At 59.0% G+C, this 18,740-nt stretch carries 16 protein-coding genes; 13 read left to right on the top strand and 3 right to left on the bottom strand.

Going from position 1 to position 18,740, the window contains the following annotated elements:
* Nucleotides 1-78 precede the first annotated feature (78 nt).
* Complete coding sequence (mrcB, locus tag BV390_RS15320) at nucleotides 79-2,637, bottom strand: bifunctional glycosyl transferase/transpeptidase (RefSeq protein WP_085397081.1); 2,559 nt, start codon at nucleotides 2,635-2,637, stop codon at nucleotides 79-81.
* A gap of 611 nt (nucleotides 2,638-3,248) precedes the next feature.
* On the opposite strand from mrcB, the gene gspS reads away from it, so the two are divergent.
* A complete protein-coding gene (gspS, locus tag BV390_RS15310) occupies nucleotides 3,249-3,623 on the top strand; it encodes a type II secretion system pilot lipoprotein GspS (protein WP_032697290.1) in 375 nt (124 codons plus the stop codon).
* A 40-nt stretch (nucleotides 3,624-3,663) separates the two neighbouring features.
* On the opposite strand, the gene gspB is transcribed toward gspS, so the two are convergent.
* Together gspB and pulA are read right to left on the bottom strand one after the other, a co-directional pair.
* Nucleotides 3,664-4,212, bottom strand: coding sequence for a type II secretion system assembly factor GspB (gene gspB / locus BV390_RS15305; protein WP_085397080.1), 549 nt, complete (start codon nucleotides 4,210-4,212; stop codon nucleotides 3,664-3,666).
* Nucleotides 4,213-4,300: 88 nt separating this feature from the next.
* Nucleotides 4,301-7,582 (bottom strand): pullulanase-type alpha-1,6-glucosidase, encoded by a 3,282-nt coding sequence (pulA, locus tag BV390_RS15300; RefSeq protein WP_085397079.1) that lies wholly within the window; start codon nucleotides 7,580-7,582, stop codon nucleotides 4,301-4,303.
* Between the two features lie 290 nt (nucleotides 7,583-7,872).
* Between pulA and gspC the strand changes: the two genes are divergently transcribed.
* From gspC to BV390_RS15240, 12 genes are read left to right on the top strand one after another with little or no spacing between them, the layout of a single operon-like run.
* Entirely contained in the window at nucleotides 7,873-8,733 is an 861-nt protein-coding gene (gene gspC, locus BV390_RS15295) for a type II secretion system protein GspC (RefSeq protein WP_032697287.1), read from the top strand.
* A 42-nt stretch (nucleotides 8,734-8,775) separates the two neighbouring features.
* Nucleotides 8,776-10,716 carry a GspD family T2SS secretin variant PulD gene (gene pulD / locus BV390_RS15290; RefSeq protein ID WP_085397087.1) on the top strand — a complete coding sequence of 647 codons (1,941 nt, stop codon included), beginning with the start codon at nucleotides 8,776-8,778 and terminating at the stop codon, nucleotides 10,714-10,716.
* The gene (gene gspE / locus BV390_RS15285; RefSeq protein WP_047664071.1) at nucleotides 10,713-12,206 is read left to right on the top strand and encodes a type II secretion system ATPase GspE; all 1,494 of its coding nucleotides are present in this window, start codon (nucleotides 10,713-10,715) and stop codon (nucleotides 12,204-12,206) included. Before pulD ends, gspE begins: the two co-directional genes overlap by 4 nt.
* Nucleotide 12,207: 1 nt before the next feature.
* A complete protein-coding gene (gspF, locus tag BV390_RS15280; protein ID WP_085397078.1) occupies nucleotides 12,208-13,422 on the top strand; it encodes a type II secretion system inner membrane protein GspF in 1,215 nt (404 codons plus the stop codon).
* A gap of 20 nt (nucleotides 13,423-13,442) precedes the next feature.
* The gene (gene gspG, locus BV390_RS15275; protein ID WP_032689432.1) at nucleotides 13,443-13,865 is read left to right on the top strand and encodes a type II secretion system major pseudopilin GspG; all 423 of its coding nucleotides are present in this window, start codon (nucleotides 13,443-13,445) and stop codon (nucleotides 13,863-13,865) included.
* Nucleotides 13,865-14,383: a type II secretion system minor pseudopilin GspH gene (gspH, locus tag BV390_RS15270; RefSeq protein WP_085397077.1), complete on the top strand. Its 519-nt coding sequence runs from the start codon at nucleotides 13,865-13,867 to the stop codon at nucleotides 14,381-14,383. The genes gspG and gspH overlap by 1 nt, the downstream gene beginning before the upstream one ends.
* The gene (gene gspI / locus BV390_RS15265; RefSeq protein ID WP_032689434.1) at nucleotides 14,380-14,745 is read left to right on the top strand and encodes a type II secretion system minor pseudopilin GspI; all 366 of its coding nucleotides are present in this window, start codon (nucleotides 14,380-14,382) and stop codon (nucleotides 14,743-14,745) included. The genes gspH and gspI overlap by 4 nt, the downstream gene beginning before the upstream one ends.
* Nucleotides 14,745-15,341 carry a type II secretion system minor pseudopilin GspJ gene (gspJ, locus tag BV390_RS15260; protein ID WP_032697303.1) on the top strand — a complete coding sequence of 199 codons (597 nt, stop codon included), beginning with the start codon at nucleotides 14,745-14,747 and terminating at the stop codon, nucleotides 15,339-15,341. The genes gspI and gspJ overlap by 1 nt, the downstream gene beginning before the upstream one ends.
* On the top strand, nucleotides 15,338-16,324 hold the full coding sequence (gene gspK / locus BV390_RS15255; RefSeq protein ID WP_085397076.1) for a type II secretion system minor pseudopilin GspK: 987 nt from the start codon (nucleotides 15,338-15,340) through the stop codon (nucleotides 16,322-16,324). The genes gspJ and gspK overlap by 4 nt, the downstream gene beginning before the upstream one ends.
* Nucleotides 16,311-17,513 (top strand): type II secretion system protein GspL, encoded by a 1,203-nt coding sequence (gene gspL, locus BV390_RS15250; RefSeq protein WP_085397075.1) that lies wholly within the window; start codon nucleotides 16,311-16,313, stop codon nucleotides 17,511-17,513. The genes gspK and gspL overlap by 14 nt, the downstream gene beginning before the upstream one ends.
* Nucleotides 17,506-18,000 carry a type II secretion system protein GspM gene (gspM, locus tag BV390_RS15245; RefSeq protein ID WP_085397074.1) on the top strand — a complete coding sequence of 165 codons (495 nt, stop codon included), beginning with the start codon at nucleotides 17,506-17,508 and terminating at the stop codon, nucleotides 17,998-18,000. The genes gspL and gspM overlap by 8 nt, the downstream gene beginning before the upstream one ends.
* Nucleotides 17,990-18,730 (top strand): type II secretion system protein N, encoded by a 741-nt coding sequence (locus BV390_RS15240; protein ID WP_032689438.1) that lies wholly within the window; start codon nucleotides 17,990-17,992, stop codon nucleotides 18,728-18,730. The genes gspM and BV390_RS15240 overlap by 11 nt, the downstream gene beginning before the upstream one ends.
* The last annotated feature ends 10 nt before the right edge of the window (nucleotides 18,731-18,740 follow it).

The following is an 18,740-nucleotide window of genomic DNA, read 5'->3' as shown; positions in this document are numbered from 1 at the left end:
GTTAAGTGACTGTTAAGTAATGTGCAGAAATAAAAAAGCCCCCTGATACATCTGTATCAGGGGGCCTGGTGACGACGATCAGTTACCGCCGAACATATCCTTAATCCAGCCTGCTACGCCATCGCTCTTTTCCTGCTTCGCGGGCTGTTGCTGCTGCTGTTGCTGCTGCGCCGGCTGCTGCTGCCCGGACTGATTGAACGGATTGTTCTGCTGTTGCTGCTCCAGCTGCTGCTGTTGCATCTGCTCGCCCTGGCGACACAGCGCATCCGGCGTGGTTGTCCAGACCGGAAGCGAACGCATCCCCCCGCTACATACAAAGTTGCCATTGCTGTCCACGCCCATATCCACCACGTCTTCCGGTGCCGTCAACACCAGCGGCGTCGGCGTCTGGTTAGCCAGATAGCGCTGGTAAATAGACATGGCGCCGCTGGCACCGTAGAGTTTCGTCGGCTGGTTGTTATCGCGACCCACCCAGGTAATGGTCACCTGACCGCCGTCAATACCGGCAAACCAGGTGTCGACGTTATTGTTGGTGGTCCCGGTTTTCCCTGCCAGATGCAGGCCCGGATACTTCGCGCCAAGCTGACGACCGGTACCACGCTGCACAACCTGCTGCATGGTCCACAGCGTCATGTACGCCGCCTGCGCCGGCACCGCACGCTCTGCCTGCGGATAGCTCTGATACAGCACGGTACCATCTTCGGCGATGACCGAACGCAGCGCCGAAAGCGTCGCGCGGTTACCGCCGCTGGCGATGGTCTGGAACGCCTGCGCGACTTCGATCGGCGTCAGGTTCAGCGCCCCGAGAATCATCGCCGGTACCGGGTGCAGCTGATCTTTCGGCGCCCCCAGTTTGACCCAGGTGTCGGTTATCGCCGGCAGGCCCAGCGCCATCCCGAGGTTAACGGTCGGCACGTTCATCGAGCGCGTCAACGCATCCACCAGCATCACCTGACCGCTAAAGCGACGATCGTCGTTCTGCGGAGACCAGGTCTGACCGTTTGGCAGACGGATGGTGATCGGGGCATCGGCAATCGAAGTATTCAGGCGATACTGGTTCGGCAAGCTTAGCGCCGTCAGATAGGTCGCCGGCTTGGCCAGAGAACCGATTGAACGGCGGGCCTGCATCGCGCGGTTGTAACCGGCAAACTGCGGCTCCGCACCGCCGACCATCGCCCGCACTTCACCCGTAAAGCGGTCAACCACCACCATCGCGGTTTCCAGATCCGGTAGCTTACGCTGTTTCTTCAGGGCCGGAATGCCGTCGGTCGCCGCTTTCTCTGCCGCATCCTGCGCAACGGAGTCAAAGGTAGTAAAGATCTTCACGCCGGAGAGATCTTTCACCTTATCGCCCAGTTTCGCCTGCAGCTCCTGACGAACCATCTGCATAAATGCCGGCTGTGGAGAGATCACGCCGCCGCGCGGCTGCACGCCCAGCGGACGCGCGCTCAGCATGTCATACAGCTCCTGATCGATCACGTTCTGCTGCTGCAGCAGACGCAGTACCAGGTTGCGTCGTTCCAGCGCCAGCTTCGGATTACGCCATGGGTTGTAAATCGATGCGCCTTTCACCATCCCGACCAGCAGCGCCTGCTGATCGAGGCTGAGTTCTTCCACCGGGCGGCCAAAGTAATAGAGGCTCGCCAGCGGGAAGCCGCGAATTTCGTTGTCGCCGCTCTGACCGAGGTATACCTCGTTCATATACAGTTCAAGGATACGATCCTTGCTGTAACGCGCATCAACGATCAGCGCCATATAGGCTTCGTTCGCTTTACGCCAGTAAGAACGCTCGCTGGAAAGGAACAGGTTTTTCACCAGTTGCTGGGTCAGAGTACTGGCCCCCTGCACCGTGCGCCCGGCCGTCAGGTTCGCCAGCACCGCACGACCAATCGAGTACAGGCTGATCCCGTCGTGTTCATAGAAGTGACGGTCTTCGGTCGCCAGCAGCGTATCCACCAGCAGATCCGGGAAACCGCTGCGCTTCACAAACAGACGCTGTTCGCCATTTGCCGACTGCAGCATGGTGATCAGCCGCGGATCGAGACGGAAGAAGCCGAACTGACGGTTGTTCTCCATATTCTCAATCGTTTCCAGATGATCGCCGTCAAAGGTCAGACGCGCGCGCACCTGCCCTTCTTTACTATCAGGGAAATCAAACGGACGACGGATCATCTCAATGCTGTTGGCCTGCACGGTGTACTCGCCCGGGCGCGTCATTGCGCTGACCTGGCGGTACTGCGTGGCATTCAGCAGACGAACCATTTCATTTTTGCTGATCTGCATATCCGGTTCGAGGTTCACCATACGGCCATAGACCGCCGCCGGAAGCTCCCAAACTTTGCCGTCGATACGGCTACGGATTTTCTGATCGAGGTAGACACCGTAAGCGGCAACCAGCACCGCGACCACGATCCCTAGCTTGAACAGTAGCCATAGCCAGGTACGTTTACGCCGAGGCTTGTTACCTTTGCCTTTTGCTTTCTTCGGCATCGGCTCTTCATCCTCATAATCATAATCATCATCGTCGTAATCATCGTCGTAGTCCTCATCCCGGACCCGACGACGAGTCACTTTTTGTTTTGCCGGACGCGAGGGCTTTCCCTTACGTCCGATAGGCTCGCGGTCATCTCCCGCCATGCTTTTTCTCCGCAACTTTCAGGCGTAAAAGCCTGATTCTCAATACTTCCTCTTGAAAGAGGAAGAAGATATCTCTCAAATTCACGCCCGGAGGTCTCAACCCGCAGGCCACTACCTCGGTATCACAGCGCTTCGCGTCACAGGGCGCGGTCATGATGTATGCTTATGCACTCCTGGAGAATTCATAATATAAATCATCATGTTACACACATCGCCTGACGAGAATTTTGGGACATAGCACAAATAGTCCAGGTGACACAGGATAGCACTAAACCGGGACAGGCTTAACCAGCATTTTACTCCCTCACGACGTAACAAAAGCGAAAATATTATGTTTTTTAATAACATAAAAAATATCCTTCGCCGTTCATCGTCGCAGCGGTCTGCCTGAGGACCTCTGCAGCGATAAAAAACAAAAACCTCAGCGCTGGTTGAATATTATATTGTGAGTGTGACAACAAATATTCTGGTAAGAAGTAAAGAGAAACATTAAGCCATTTGACGATAAAAACGGGAGCGCCTTAACAAATATCTATAATAATATTTCCTGATGACAGCATGGAAATATTTGTTAAACTGTCCTCCAGTTAACCCGATCTGTTTAATATATTATGCGAACTTCCATTATATTTCCGCTGCTCATGATTGCCGTTCTCGCGGGTTGCCAGCAGAACCGTTCGTCTACGCTCAGCCCCACTATCAGCAACGAAGCGCAGCTGGAACAGCTCTCTTCCGTCGCCGCCGGCGCGCGTTATCTGAAAAACAAATGCAGCCGTAGCGATCTTCCTTCCGATGATGCTATCGACCGCGCGGCATGGAATGTCGGTAAAAAGAGAGGATGGGGTAATATTGATTACGCCACGCTCAGCCAGCGCAGCACGCAAATGTATCAGCAACTGCAGCAGGACAGTACGCCGGAAACCACAAAATGCAGCCAGTTTAATCGCCAGCTGGCGCCATTTATTGATAGCTTACGCAGTCAATAAAATGACGAAATAGCCCTACTGTTTTTTATTTCATACCGCTTTATTCCCCTTGAGGGCTATCTTCAATAATGCCTCCCGGCCAGTCGTCGAGAGCGGCAAGGGTAAATGTCTTACCGTTAAAACTGAACAGCGTGACATCCTGCTGAATTTGCTCAATCACCAGATTCGGCAGCGGCGACTCCCCCTCTTTCCAGGACTGACCATTTAAAACGATGCTGCGTTTCTCCGCCGACGACGCGTAAACATGCGCGCTATAGCGCAGCGCGGGCAGATTATCTTCATCAACGATAGCCTCGGGCTTCGCTTTCACTTTCTCAGGTTCCGCAGCGGCTACCGGCTTCGCCTCTTTTTGCGCTGAGGAAGCCATTGGCACCAGTGCCGCATGCGCCACCGGCACAACCAACGCTGACGTGACAGGGGGATTGCGCCACTGCTCGCCAGCAAACCAGCCGAGGGCAATCAGCAGTGCGGCATAGACTGGCACGATCGGATACGGCACCTGCACCATGCGTCCGATCACCACCGGCGGTTCGCCCTCATGCGCAATGGACGCGGGCAAACGGCACGCTTTGTCATCAGAAACGATCACGCTCTCTCCTTTCCCCATAAAACAATAGCCCGGCAACGTCTGCCGGGCTATCAGGCTCCCTTCGCAGAGAGCGGCACAAGCCCCGGCGTTACTTACTGCTCACCGGCAGCCCTGTCCCCTGGACATCGCCCTGAGGTTTTTCCAGTACCGCCACGGACCAGGCTGGCAGGGTAATCGCGCCATTGGCCGCAATCTCCACGCCGCTCGCCAACGATCCGTCACCGGCTGCCTGCTGGATTGTGCTCAGCTGCAGATTGTCGCCGGTGAAGTCATTGAGAGTCCGGCTCTCGGATGCGGCGTTGATCGCTACCACCAGTCCATCAACCCGGCTATCGAGACTCGCCCCTGCCTGCACGCCATCATCGATAGTCATGATCAGCAGACCAGCCTGCTGATCCGGCCCGGTATTACGGAAATCCACGCGCTTCATCACCGCACTGCCGTCACCTAAGGTGAACAGCGGGGAGGATTTACGCAGCCCGGTCAGCTCCCGGTAGAACGCGGTCATCTGCTTCAGCTCCGCTTCGCCAGGCGTGGCAACCATCTCTTTAACGCGAGAAATCACGTCATAGTTGCTGCCGTCATCGCTGATGCGCGGCATCCCGACATTAAAGTTATTGTCCTGCATGGCATAATCCACGCGGTTAAACCAGTCGCCGGAATCGTAGGAGTCGCGGGTAAAGGATTTCGAGCGCAGCAGTTCAGAACCCTGCTGGTCGAAAGCAATCCCCTGCCCCAGCATCACCGTCGCCAGCGATACTGCCTGCATCCGCACGCGCGTATTCAGGTCAGCCTGCTGCGCGGCCTTGTAGGTAATCATGTCCCACAGCGTCTGGTTGTCGTGCTTCGAAACATAGTTGACGACTTCCGTCGGGTCAGCGGCATAGCCGCCAGGCGCGCCGTTATAGTCAATTTCGCTGCCTTTCTTCACCGCACCGTCTTTATCGATCAAGATAAAGTCGGCAAGGTTACCGGCCATCCCCAGACGAGTCAGATCGGCCAGGTGATGAACCTGGTCGTCGTTCAGGGTGGTCAGCTCGTTTGGCAACACGCCCGCGCCGCTGCCAACCCCCTGGTTTTCACGCAGCGCATCGCCGGAATCGAACGGGCCGCCGCCGCGCACGGCGTCACGCAGACGATCGGAGAACGTACCGATGCCGGTGCCTTTCAGGTTGATCTGCGAGGCGATTTCAAAGCGATCGCTCTGGTTAGAGTCCCAGCCTTCGCCGAAGAAGTAGATATCCGGGTTCAGGGCCTTAATGCGATCCCACGCCGAGAGAATTTGCGCTTTCGGGTGATAGCCCATCAGGTCGAAGCGGAAACCATCGATTTTATAATCCGTGGTCCACACCGCCAGCGAATCGGCAATCAGCTTCGCAAACATACGATGCTCAGGCGCCGAATCCGAACAACAGGTGGCCGACTCAACGCTGCCGGTGCTTTCATTCAGACGCTGATAGTACCAGGGGACTATCTTATCCAGCACTGACGTACGGTCAGTCGGTCCCGCGGCATTGGTATGGTTGTACACGACATCCATAATGACGTTCATGCCCAGATCCTGCTTGATCGCCTGAATCATGGTGCGAAACTCTTTGATGCGCGTCGTGCCTTCCGGGTTGGTCGCGTACGAACCTTCCGGCACCGTATAGTGGAACGGATCGTAACCCCAGTTAAAGGAGTCGGTCTGCGCCACCAGGGTGTTCAGCGCCTGAACCTGCGGATTGTCCTGACTATCGCTCTGCTTCAGCTGATTGAGCACCTCTTCAACGGTGGAGCCGCTGGTGCAATACCCGGCAAACTCGCTGCTCTTCACCGCGCTATTAACTTCGCACAGGTGGCTGAACGACTGCTGGATATCGGCAACTTTATCGCTGAACTCGTTGACCGTCGCCAGATCGAAGACCGGCAGCAGCTCAACGTGCGTGACGCCTGAAGCGGAGAGCTTCTTCAGATGCTGCACCATATTGCTGTCGCCGGCGGTCAGCGCAAGGTATTTACCGCGCAGTTCAGCCGGAACGGTTTGATCCCAGGCGGAGAGATCGCGAATGTGCGATTCATGAATCGTCATTTTCGCCAGATCGGCTTTGGTTTTCTGGGCATGCGGCATCGTCAGACTATCCCAGCCTTCTGGCTTAAGATCGCTGTCGTTGAGGTCAACGACCTGACTGTATTCCGAGTTAGTGGATAAGCTATGGGAGTAGGGGTCGGTCACTTCATACTGTTCAACCTGGCGCGACTGCGGATGGTAAACCGTCAGCGCATAGCGATAGAACGCCCCTTTCAGGTCGCTACCGCCCTGCCACGTCCAGGAACCCGATGTGCTGTCACGGGTCATCGGATGGCTGGCCAGCACTTTTTTATCCGCGCTGTAGAGCACCAGATCGACCTGCTGCGCGGTGGGCGCCCACAGGCGGAAATTGACTCCGCCGTCGCTCACCTGCGCACCGTAGTTCAGCGCTTCCGCCGCCGGCGCATAGGTGTCATCCAGTACGCCCGCCGTCTGCACCTGGGTGGCGGAAATCAGGATCCCGTCCTCGGCGGCGGCAATGGCTACCGTTTCCCCCTGCAGCAACTCATCCGTTTTGGCGTCATCCGGCAGTTTAAACGCCGCATAGCCTGAAAGCTGCGGGAAACGCATGCTGACCTGCTGGCTGATGGTGGTTGGCGTCAGCTTCAGGTAACGGTCGGTAAATTTTCCTTCGCTATCGGCCGCCACTTTGCTGCTGTGGCTATAGTACAACCGTACGATTGGCTGGTCTTCGCCAGCCGGCCACAGCAGCGTCGTTTTATCAACCCAGTGAGCTTCGGCAAGCGCCACGCCGAAAGCGGCGCGGAAGGCATCAGCACGAGAGTCATAGATCGCGCTGTTACCCGCGATCACCGATACCGTGCGATCCGTGAAGTCGCCAAACGACACGCGCAGGTCGCTGTCGATCAACTTGTTGGTGCCATCTCTGACGATGACGTTGATACAACCGCTCTCTTTATTCAGCGGAATGACCCAGTACGGGCCGTATTTATCGCTACCGGCCGGCGTAGTGCTGACGTCATTCCAGTCGGCTACCGGCGCGCTTAATGCATCGCAGGTTTCATTATTCCAGAGATACAGGTTCTTACTGCTGTAATCCGCCGGGCTGGTACCGGTGATCCCGGCAATATCGACCAGATGGATAACGGCCTGATTCGCCGTCGCCATCACGGCTTCGCCAGGAACCGCCACATCGGGTAAACGAACAACGACATCCTGGTTATCAGGATTGCCAGGGTTATCAGGTGAACCAGAGGAAGAAGATGAAGAACTATTATCGCAGCCGCTAAGTAAAATCAACGAGCCAAGGAATAGGGCATTACAGGTATATCTGAGCATTCGATAGTCCCTAATATGCTTAATAATTTATGAAAGGTAAGAAAAGATGTTTATCTGTAAAGCATCGCAATTAGATATTTTTGTTTTCTCCGGTTCAATCATCCATTAACAATTAATGGGGGGGCGTAGGTGGCCGGGGGAGTAAAAATAAAAAGGGAATGACGACCCGGATAGCGAAACTCATTATGATTCACGACGACAAATCCGCTTTCTCGCAATAAAAGCTCGCAATATAAAAAAACCACCCACCAATATAGGTAGGGGTACTGTATCGCCTCGAGGGAAATAAAATGAGCAACGGAATAAAAAGATATATTTCTGTGATGCAGTTAACACTAATAAATAAAAAATACATGCATTACGCACCGCATATTGCCATGCTCGTCACCTTATTACTGATTGGCCAACAGCTGGCAAAATTAAGCTGGCGAATGATACTCCCTGCATACTCTCCGGCTATTGAGGTGAATGACGCGCCGGAGATCTCCCCGCTCATCCCGGCGCCAAAAACGGAATTACCGGTATTCACGCTATTCGGTCGCGCAGAAAAAAAACCGCAATCATCGGCCCATGACGAGAGCCTTGACCAGGCCCCGCTCTCGTCCCTTAAACTGCGGATTACCGGCCTGCTCGCCAGCAGCGACGCGGCTCGTTCGATTGTCATCATGGCAAAAGGAAATCAACAAGTTAGCCTGATGACCGGCGACAGCACACCGGGTAATGAAGCCCGGATTATCGCGATTCTGCGCGATCGCATTATTGTCAACTACCGGGGCAGAAATGAAGCGATTTTACTCGCGGATGACGGCTCGATGAAAGCCGCAGGCGCCCCTGACACCGCGCTTAATTCACCACTCAGCAAGATTCGCCAGCAGCCGCAAAATATCCTTAATTACCTCAATATTTCCCCGGTCATGGTTAACGAGCAGCTCAGCGGATATCGACTTAATCCCGGCAAAGACCCCACGCTTTTCCGTGAATCGGGTTTACATGAAAACGATCTGGCGGTCGCCTTGAACGGGCTTGATCTTCGCGATCGGCAACAGGCTCAGCAGGCATTAAAACAGCTCCCGGAGCTCAGTGAAATAACGCTAACCGTCGAACGCGAAGGCCAGCGACAAGATATCTATTTAGCATTGAGGGATGAATAATTGGCAAAGACAACGATTTTCCGCCTGATTTTCACCACTCTGATGATATTCAGTTCGCTGCTATTCAGGCCGCTGCACGCGGAAGAATTCTCCGCCAGCTTTAAGGGCACCGATATTCAGGAATTTATTAATACCGTCAGCAAGAACCTGAATAAAACGGTCATCATTGATCCCAGCGTACGCGGCACCATTACCGTCCGTAGTTACGATATGCTCAACGAAGAGCAATATTATCAGTTTTTCCTCAGCGTACTGGATGTCTATGGATTTGCCGTTATCAATATGAATAACGGCGTGCTTAAAGTGGTACGTTCGAAAGATGCCAAAACCGCCGCGGTCCCGGTCGCCAGCGATGCCGCCCCCGGTGAAGGGGATGAAGTCGTGACCCGCGTGGTTCCGCTGACCAACGTGGCTGCCCGCGATCTGGCACCGCTGCTGCGCCAGCTCAACGATAACGCCGGCGCGGGCAGCGTGGTGCACTACGAACCCTCTAACGTCCTGCTGATGACCGGACGCGCCGCGGTGATCAAACGCCTGCTGACCATTGTCGAACGCGTCGATAACGCGGGCGATCGCAGCGTAGTGACGGTCCCGCTATCCTGGGCCTCCGCCGCCGACGTAGTCAAACTGGTCACCGAGCTAAACAAAGACACCAGTAAATCCGCGCTTCCCGGTTCGATGGTGGCGAACGTAGTCGCTGACGAGCGCACCAATTCGGTACTGGTGAGCGGCGAGCCGAATTCGCGGCAGCGCATCATCACCATGATTAAACAGCTCGACCGCCAGCAGGCGGTCCAGGGCAATACCAAAGTCATCTACCTCAAATACGCCAAAGCCGCCGATCTGGTGGAAGTGTTAACCGGCATCAGCAGCACTCTGCAGAGCGACAAACAGAGCGCGAAACCGGTGGCCGCGCTGGATAAAAATATCATTATCAAGGCCCACGGTCAGACCAACGCCCTGATTGTCACCGCCGCGCCGGACGTGATGAACGATCTTGAGCGGGTGATCGCCCAGCTGGATATTCGTCGTCCGCAGGTGCTGGTGGAAGCGATTATTGCCGAAGTCCAGGACGCCGACGGCCTCAATCTCGGCGTCCAGTGGGCCAACAAAAATGCCGGGATGACCCAGTTCAACAACAGCGGTCTGCCGATGTCGACGGTGATTGCCGGCGCCAATCAATACAACAAAGACGGCACGGTCACCACTTCGCTTGCCAGCGCGTTAAGCTCGTTTAACGGCATCGCCGCCGGGTTTTACCAAGGCAACTGGGCGATGCTGCTGACCGCGCTCTCCAGCAGCAGCAAAAACGATATTCTCGCGACCCCCAGCATTGTCACTCTCGACAACATGGAAGCCACCTTTAACGTCGGCCAGGAAGTCCCGGTGCTCAGCGGCTCGCAAACCACCTCCGGGGATAACATCTTCAACACCGTTGAACGTAAAACCGTCGGTATCAAGCTCAAGGTCAAACCGCAGATCAACGAAGGCGATTCGGTGCTGCTGGAGATCGAACAGGAGGTCTCCAGCGTCGCCGACTCCGCCTCCAGCACCAGCTCCGATCTAGGGGCCACCTTCAACACCCGGACGGTGAATAATGCGGTACTGGTGGGCAGCGGCGAAACGGTGGTGGTCGGCGGACTGCTGGACAAAAGCGTCACCGATACGGCGGATAAAGTCCCTCTGCTCGGGGATATTCCGGTTATCGGCGCCCTTTTCCGCTCCAGCAGCAAGAAAGTCTCCAAACGGAACCTGATGCTGTTTATCCGCCCGACGATCATTCGCGATCGCGATAGCTACCGTCAGGCCTCTTCGGGCCAGTACAACGCTTTTAACGAAGCCCAGACTAAACAGCGCGGCAAAGAGAACAACGAGGCGTTGCTGAGTGACGATCGGCTGCATATCTACCCGCAGAAGGACACCGTTGCTTTTCGCCAGATAAGCGCCGCCATCGATGCCTTCAACCTGGGAGGCAAGCCATGACGCCAGCAACCGAGTCCCGCCCGCTGCTGCCCTTCGTCTACGCCCGCGCCCACAATATCGTGCTGCTCAGCGATGGCGCGGCCTCTCGGGTCCACTGCCTGCGCAGCACGCCCGCTCAGGCGTTGCTGGAGGCGCGGCGGGTCGCGGATGGGCCGATCGCCGTTGAACATCTCTCCGCTGAAGAGTTTGAAAAGCTGTTGGTGCTGAGCTACCAGCGGGACTCCGCGGAAGCCCGGCGCATGATGGCCGATATCGGTAACGAGCTGGATTTATACACCCTGGCCGAAGAGCTGCCGGATACCGACGACCTGCTGGACAGCGAGGACGATGCGCCGATCATTCGCCTGATTAACGCCATGCTCACCGAGGCCATCAAAGAAAAAGCCTCGGATATTCATATCGAAACCTACGAACGTCATCTGCAAATTCGCTTTCGGGTGGATGGCGTCCTGCGCGAAATCCTGCGCCCGCAGCGCCGCCTCGCCGCCCTGCTGATCTCCCGCATTAAGGTCATGGCAAGCCTCGACATCGCGGAGAAACGCATTCCGCAGGACGGGCGCATGGCGTTGCGCATTGGCGGGCGCGCCGTTGATGTTCGCGTCTCAACGTTGCCTTCCAGTTACGGCGAGCGCGTGGTTTTGCGTCTGCTGGACAAAAACAGCGTCAACCTCGATCTGCTCACCCTGGGGATGCCTCCCGCGCTGTTGCAGCAGGTCGACGATCTGATGGCTCGCCCGCACGGCATCATTCTGGTTACCGGCCCCACCGGTTCAGGCAAAAGCACCACCCTGTACGCCGCCCTCAGCCGGCTCGACGCCCGGGAGCGCAATATCATGACCATTGAGGATCCGGTCGAATATGAGCTGGAGGGTATCGGCCAGACTCAGGTCAACACCAAAGTGGAGATGACCTTTGCCCGCGGGCTGCGCGCGATTTTGCGCCAGGACCCGGACGTGGTGCTGGTGGGGGAAATTCGCGATGGCGAGACGGCGCAGATCGCCGTGCAGGCCTCGTTGACCGGACATCTGGTGCTCTCCACGCTCCATACCAACAGCGCGCTGGGGGCCATTTCGCGTCTGCAGGATATGGGCGTCGAGCCGTTTTTGCTCTCCACGTCGCTGCTGGCCGTCATGTCGCAGCGTCTGGTGCGCCGCCTTTGCCCGCACTGCCGCCAGTCGCAGCCGGCCGATGCGCAAACCGCCGGCCAAATGGCCATCGCCCGCGGAACGCCGCTGTGGCGGGCGGTCGGCTGCGCGGAGTGTAGTTTTACCGGCTATCGCGGACGCACCGGGATCCATGAACTGCTGCGGGTTGACGATCGGGTGCGCATGGCCATCCACCGGGGAGAAAATGAATTAACGCTGATTCAGCAGCTGGGGGCGGACTACACCACTCTGCGGGATGCCGGGCGGGACAAGGTGCTGGCCGGAATCACCAGTTGGGAAGAGGTGGTCAGAGTGACCGAACAGCGCACGGGAGAAGCAGACTAAAATGGCTATCTTTCGCTATCAGGCGCTCGATGAGCATGGCAAAACCCAGCGCGGCGTGCAGCAGGCCGATTCCGCCCGTCACGCCCGCCAGCTGCTGCGGGAAAAAGGCTGGCTGCTCCTTGAGATTCACGCCGTCGCGCAGGCAACGCCGGGCTCCCCTCGATCGCTGCTGACGCGGCGCACCAGTGCCAGCGATCTGGCCTTGCTGACCCGCCAGCTGGCCACGCTGGTGGCGGCCGCCATCCCGCTCGAGAAAGCGCTGGATGCCGTGGCGCAGCAGTGCGAAAAAGCCCCTCTCAGGACCCTGATGGCGGGCGTGCGCGGCAAGGTGCTTGAAGGCCATTCGCTGGCGGAATCCATGCGCGGTTATCCGGGCTGTTTTGATCAGCTGTACTGCGCCATGGTGGCCGCCGGGGAAACTTCCGGTCATCTTGACAGCGTCCTGAACCGACTGGCGGACTATACCGAACAGCGCCAGCAGCTGCGCGCCCGTCTGCTGCAGGCGATGATCTACCCTATCGTCCTGACGCTGGTCGCCATCAGCGTGATCGCCATTTTGCTCTCCACGGTGGTGCCCAAAGTCGTCGATCAGTTTGTCCATATGAAGCAGGCGCTGCCGTTCTCAACCCGCCTGTTGATGGCCCTCAGCGATCTGGTCCGCACCGCCGGCCCCTGGCTGTTGCTGGCGCTGATCGGCGGAGGCCTGCTGCTGCACTACGCCTTACGTCAGCCCGCGCGACGCCTGCTGTGGCACAAACAGCTGCTGCGCCTGCCGCTGATCGGTCGGGTCGCCCGCAGCATCAACAGCGCCCGCTATGCCCGAACCTTAAGCATTCTGAACGCCAGCGCCGTTCCGCTGCTGCTGTCGATGCGCATCAGCGCGGAAGTGCTGAGCAACGCGTGGGCACGCCGCCAGCTGGAGGCGGCCACGGAGTCGGTACACGAAGGCATTAGCCTGCATCGCGCCCTGGAAATGACCGCCCTCTTCCCGCCGATGATGCGCTACATGGTGGCCAGCGGCGAACAGAGCGGAGAACTCAACGGCATGCTCGAACGTGCCGCCGACAACCAGGACCGCGAACTGAGCGCGCAAATTCAGATGGCGCTCAGCCTGTTTGAACCTTTGCTGGTGGTGGCAATGGCTGGAATGGTGCTGTTTATCGTTCTGGCGATCCTGCAACCGATCCTGCAACTCAACACCCTTATGAGTATGTAATTGTCTTAATGGAGAAAAATATGCAACGGCAGCGCGGCTTCACGTTACTGGAAATTATGGTGGTGATTGTCATCCTCGGCATTCTCGCCAGCCTGGTGGTGCCCAACTTAATGGGCAACAAAGAAAAAGCGGATCGCCAGAAGGTGGTCAGCGATCTGGTGGCGCTGGAGGGGGCGCTGGATATGTACAAACTGGACAACAGTCGCTACCCCAATAGCGAGCAGGGTCTCCAGGCGCTGGTCAGCCGGCCTGGCGCCGAGCCGCAGGCGCGTAACTACCCGGAGGGCGGCTATATCCGCCGTCTGCCTCAGGATCCGTGGGGCAACGACTATCAGCTGCTCAGCCCCGGCCAGCACGGTCAGATCGACGTGTTTAGCGTTGGCCCTGACGGGATGCCGGATACCAATGACGATATTGGCAACTGGAATATCGGGAAAAAATAGTGCGACAGCGCGGCTTCACGTTACTGGAAATGATGCTCATTTTGCTGTTGATGGGCGTCAGCGCGGGCATGGTGATGCTGGCGTTTCCGACATCACGCGAGGATGACGCGGCGCACACTCTTGAGCGATTTCAGACGCAGCTGCGCTTTATCCGCGAACGCGGGCTCCAGACCGGCCAGTTCTTTGGCATCTCGATTCACCCCGATCGCTGGCAGTTTATGCTGCTGCAACCGCGCGATGACGCTGCGGCGAATCCCGCTACGGAGGAGAGCTGGTACGGTTATCGCTGGCTGCCGCTGCCGCCGGGCCGCGTCGCCACCGCAGGCCAGGTCGCATCGGGAAAACTGACCCTGAGCTTCCCGCATGATGCCCAATGGACGCCGGGCGAACAGCCCGATGTCCTGCTGTTTCCCGGCGGCGAAGTCACGCCGTTTCAGCTGCAGATCGGCAGCGCCGAAGGGATTGCCGTCGATGCCCGCGGCGCAATCCGCTCAGCCCGACAGGATGGTGGACGATGAAAGCACAATCCGGAATGACGCTTATCGAAGTCATGGTCGCCCTGGTGGTCTTCGCCCTGGCCGGGCTCTCCGTCATGCAGGCGACCCTCCAGCAGACCCGCCACATGGGGCGGATGGAAGAGAAAACCCTCGCCGGCTGGCTCGCCGATAACCAGCTGGTGCAGCTGAAGCTGGAAAACCGCTGGCCGGCGCTGAGCAGCTCGGAAACCGAGGTACAGGCGGCGGGAAGCCGCTGGTATATCCGCTGGCAAGGCGTGGAAACGGAGATCCCGCAGCTACGCGCGCTGGATGTCGAGGTCCGTCACGATAAGCGTGATAAGACCCCGATCGCTTCGCTACGTACCTACGTGACTCAGCCATGATGATACGCACGATGCGCGGTTTTACTCTCGTGGAGATGCTGCTGGCGCTGGCGATTCTGGCGGCGCTGAGCATCGCTGCGATGGCGGTTCTGCAAAACGTCCTCCGCGCCGATAGCCTGACCCGGGAAAAAACGCTGCACGTTGAGGCGCTGCAACGCACCTTCAGCCAGATGGCCGCCGACTTCAATCAGATTATCCCGCGTCGCAGCCGCGAGAGCGCCAGCCTCTTTTTTGCCGGACGTTTTCAGCTCAACAGCGATGACTGGGCGATAGCCTTCAGCCGCAACGGCTGGCCGAATCCGCTGGGGATGCTGCCGCGTTCCGAGATCCAGAACGTCAGCTACCGTCTGCGCCAGCAGCAGCTGGAACGGCTGAGCTATGATCAGCAGGACCCGCTCACCGGCGTCGAACCGACGGTGGACGTCCTGCAAGATGGCATCCAGGCCTTCCGTCTACGCTTCTATGCCAATGGCCGCTGGCAGGAGCGCTGGGACAACACGCAAAGCCTGCCCCTGGGCCTCGAAGTCACCCTGACGCTGGATGGCTACGGGGATATCACGCGCCTGTTTCTGATAACGCCCGGAGCCAGCCAATGAACCACCGACAGCGCGGCGTCGCGCTCCTGATGGTACTGCTGATCCTGGCCCTGATGATGGTGCTGGCAAGCGCGATGACCGAGCGTACGGCGCGCCTCTATCAGCAAACCGCCACCACCCTCGATAACCTGCAGGCGAAATGGTATGCGCTAGGCGCGGAAACCATGGCCGCCGCGCTGCTTCAGCGCGATGCGCTGGACTCCCCGAACCAAACCCATCTGGCGCAAAACTGGGCGCAGGAAGGACGCCGCTTCACGGTCAACGACGGCGAGATTAACGCGACCATCACCGATGGCCAGGCCTGCTTTAACCTCAATGCTATCAACCACGGCAGCGGCGAGGAAAGCGAAGCGATCCCCTGGCCGGCGCGCGCCTTTACCCGCCTGCTGGAAAACCTCGGCGAAGAGCCGCTACGGGCGCTTCAGCTCACCGCCGCGCTGCGCGACTGGATCGATGGCGACCGGGAACCGCGCCTCAACGGCGGCGAAGATGAGGTATACATGGCGCGCTCGCCGGGATACCTCGCCGCGAATCAGAAGATCCAGGACGTCAGCGAACTGCGGCTGATTGCCGGAATGGACGCCGCGCTCTATCTGCGCCTGCTGCCCTTTGTTTGCGCCCTGCCGGACGACGCCCTGCAGCTCAACGTAAATACGCTCAGGGCAGACCAGGCCCCGCTGCTGATGGCGCTCTTTCCTACCGGCGTCAATCTCCAGCAGGCGCGCCAGCTGCTGCAGGATCGCCCGCGCAGCGGCTGGAACAGCGTTGCCGCTTTCCTGGCTCTGCCAGCTTTACAGCAAAGCGATACCGCCGCCGCCCGCCCGTGGCTGACGGTTCACAGTCAACGGTTTGTGGCCGCCTTCACCGTAGTGATGGGCAGCACGCGTTATCAGCAGCGGAGTGTCCTGCAAAAAGAAGGTCGTACTTTCCGTATTATCCAGCGGCATTATGGACTCTATAGGGTGGCCGATGAATCACGATAAAACCGCGCAGCGAGAGATGCTCATTGTGCGTCTTGCTGCCCCCGAGCGCCCCGTCGCCTGGCGACTGGTCTGCCCGGGTGACCCGCAACGGGAAGCCTGCGGCGAGTGGTCCGCCACCGGCGCTGACGCTACGCTCCCCGAACTGGCGCAACGCTATCCCGCCTGGGTACTGGTCCCGGCCAGCGACTGCGCCTTCCACCACGTCACGCTCCCGGCGGGTCTGCGCAAAGCTCCACAACAGGTGGTGCCGTTTTTACTGGAAGAGCAGCTGGCCACCGACGTCGACGAGACCCACTTCGCCCTGCTCCACCGTCAGCGTGAGCGCTGTGCCGTCGCGGCGATAGCGCGGCAGAAGATGGCCGCCTGGCTCGCCCGCTGCGACGAACTACGGCTTCATATTCTCGCGCTGACGCCGGATGTATTGACGCTGCCCTGCCTCCCCGATCGCTGGAGCGCGGTACAGGCCGATGACCAATGGCTGATTCGCCAGGACGCCTGGTGCGGGATGGCGGTAGAAACCCCGTGGCTTGCGGAAGTACTCGCGGCCTGGGAAACGCTGCCGCCGATCGATTGCTATTCCCCACCGCCTGCCATCTCCGCCCCCTGGCGCGCGCTCGCACCGCAGGATGTGCTCGCTCTGGCGGCGGCGAACCCGGCGGCCCGGCAGATCTGTTTACGTCAGGGGACCTTTGCACCAAAGCGTCGCTGGCAGCCGGCCGGCCGGCGCTGGCGCCCGACGCTCGCCGCGGCGGCAGCGCTGATGCTGCTGTGGAGCACCAATGCCGTGCTTGACCACCTTGCCCTGAGCCGCCAGGCGGATGCGGCCCAGGAGGCCAGCCGGGCGTTTTATCACCAGTGGTTCAAAAACGATAAAAACGTTATCAACCCGCGCCTGCAGATGCAGCAGCACCTGCACCAGCTGGAAGCGACAACCGCCGCCTCACCGCTGGTCGCCCATATTCGCAGCTTGCAAAATATGGTCTCCGACACCCCGGGGATTCAACTGCGGTCGTTGACCTGGGATGCCGCGCGCAATGCGCTTCAGCTCGATATTTCGGCGGTTTCTTCACGGGCGCTGGAGCAGTTCACCACCCGCGCACAGGCCGGTTTTCGCGTGCGGACAGGAGAAATGAAGCCCCGCCCCGACGGAATTGAAGGGCGTCTGACGCTGGAGGGCAACGATGGCTGATTGGGTTATGTTATGGCAACAGCGCACCCGTCGCGAACAGCGCCTGTTAATCGGCATGGGCCTGCTGCTGGCGGTGGGCATCATCTGGTACGCGCTCTGGCAGCCGTGGCTCAGTCGGGAAGCCCGCTGGCAACAAACGCTCGTCAGAGAGCAGGCAACCCTGCGCTGGATGCAGCAGCAAACGCCCCGGCTCCAGCAGCTAGCCCGCCAGACACCGGGGGCCGCGACCGCGACGAAGGAGGATCTCTCCGCCGCCATCATGCGTGAAGCCACCCGCCTGGAGCTGGCGATTGTCCGGCTACAACCGCAGGGCGCCCGGGTGAACGTGACCTTGCCGGCCTGCACTTTTCAGGCGCTGATGACATGGCTGGACGCCCTCGCCCGCCAGGGCATCTTCGCCTCTTTTCTGGCCGTCAGCGCTCAACCGACGCAACCCGGTTGGGTGACGGTGACGACCCTGGTGCTGGAGCGTCCGCATGCCCCGTAAAGTCGCGTTCGGCCTGCTGCTCGCGGGAATTTATCTGTGTTGGCTGCTGTTGACTGCGCCGGCCCGTCTGCTGACTTTCGCCCTGCCGGACGGCGTCAGAGTCGGCGAGCTCAGCGGAACCGTTTGGCACGGTGAGGCCCGGCAGTTAGCCTGGCGCGGCGTTCGCCTCGCCCACCTTCGCTGGACGCTGACCTTCTCTTCCGGCCTTCCCGGCTGGCGGGTCACGCTCGACGATCCCGACGGCTTACGCGGACACGTCTCGCTCTATGGAATGACCACGCTCCGCTTGCAGAACGGCCTTTTGACCATCCCCGCCAACCTTGCCAGGCGCTGGCTCACGCCGGCGCTGCCGGCCGAGGCCAGCGGCCAGATCGCCCTGAACCTGTCGGAAGGTCGCTTTAACCAGGCCGGCTGCCAGCAGGTGTCCGGCGGCCGCCTGCAGTGGCAGGAAGCGCAGCTAAGCTCCCCGGCCGGCTCCCTCGAGCTGGCCCGCGTAAGCGGCAAATTTAGCTGCACGCCCGCAGGGGCGCTGGCGCTCACCCTCAGCCAGGACTCTCATCAGCTCAGCCTCACTGGCCAGGGCACCCTGAGCCCCGATGGTCGCTACGCCTTTCACGGCAAGCTGCAGACACGTCAGTCAACCCCAGCCCTCCTCACCCTGCTCGTTGCCCAACATCAGCGCCAGGATGAGCAGGGACGCATCCCCTGGCAGCTGCAGGGGAAATGGTAATCACAGGAGA

Origin of the sequence: Klebsiella sp. YJ, from assembly GCF_002108615.1 — a bacterium.
GTDB classification, from domain to species: Bacteria; Pseudomonadota; Gammaproteobacteria; order Enterobacterales; family Enterobacteriaceae; genus Klebsiella; species Klebsiella planticola.
The sequence above is the reverse complement of the archived record's forward strand: the minus strand, read 5'-3'. Positions and strand labels throughout refer to the sequence as shown.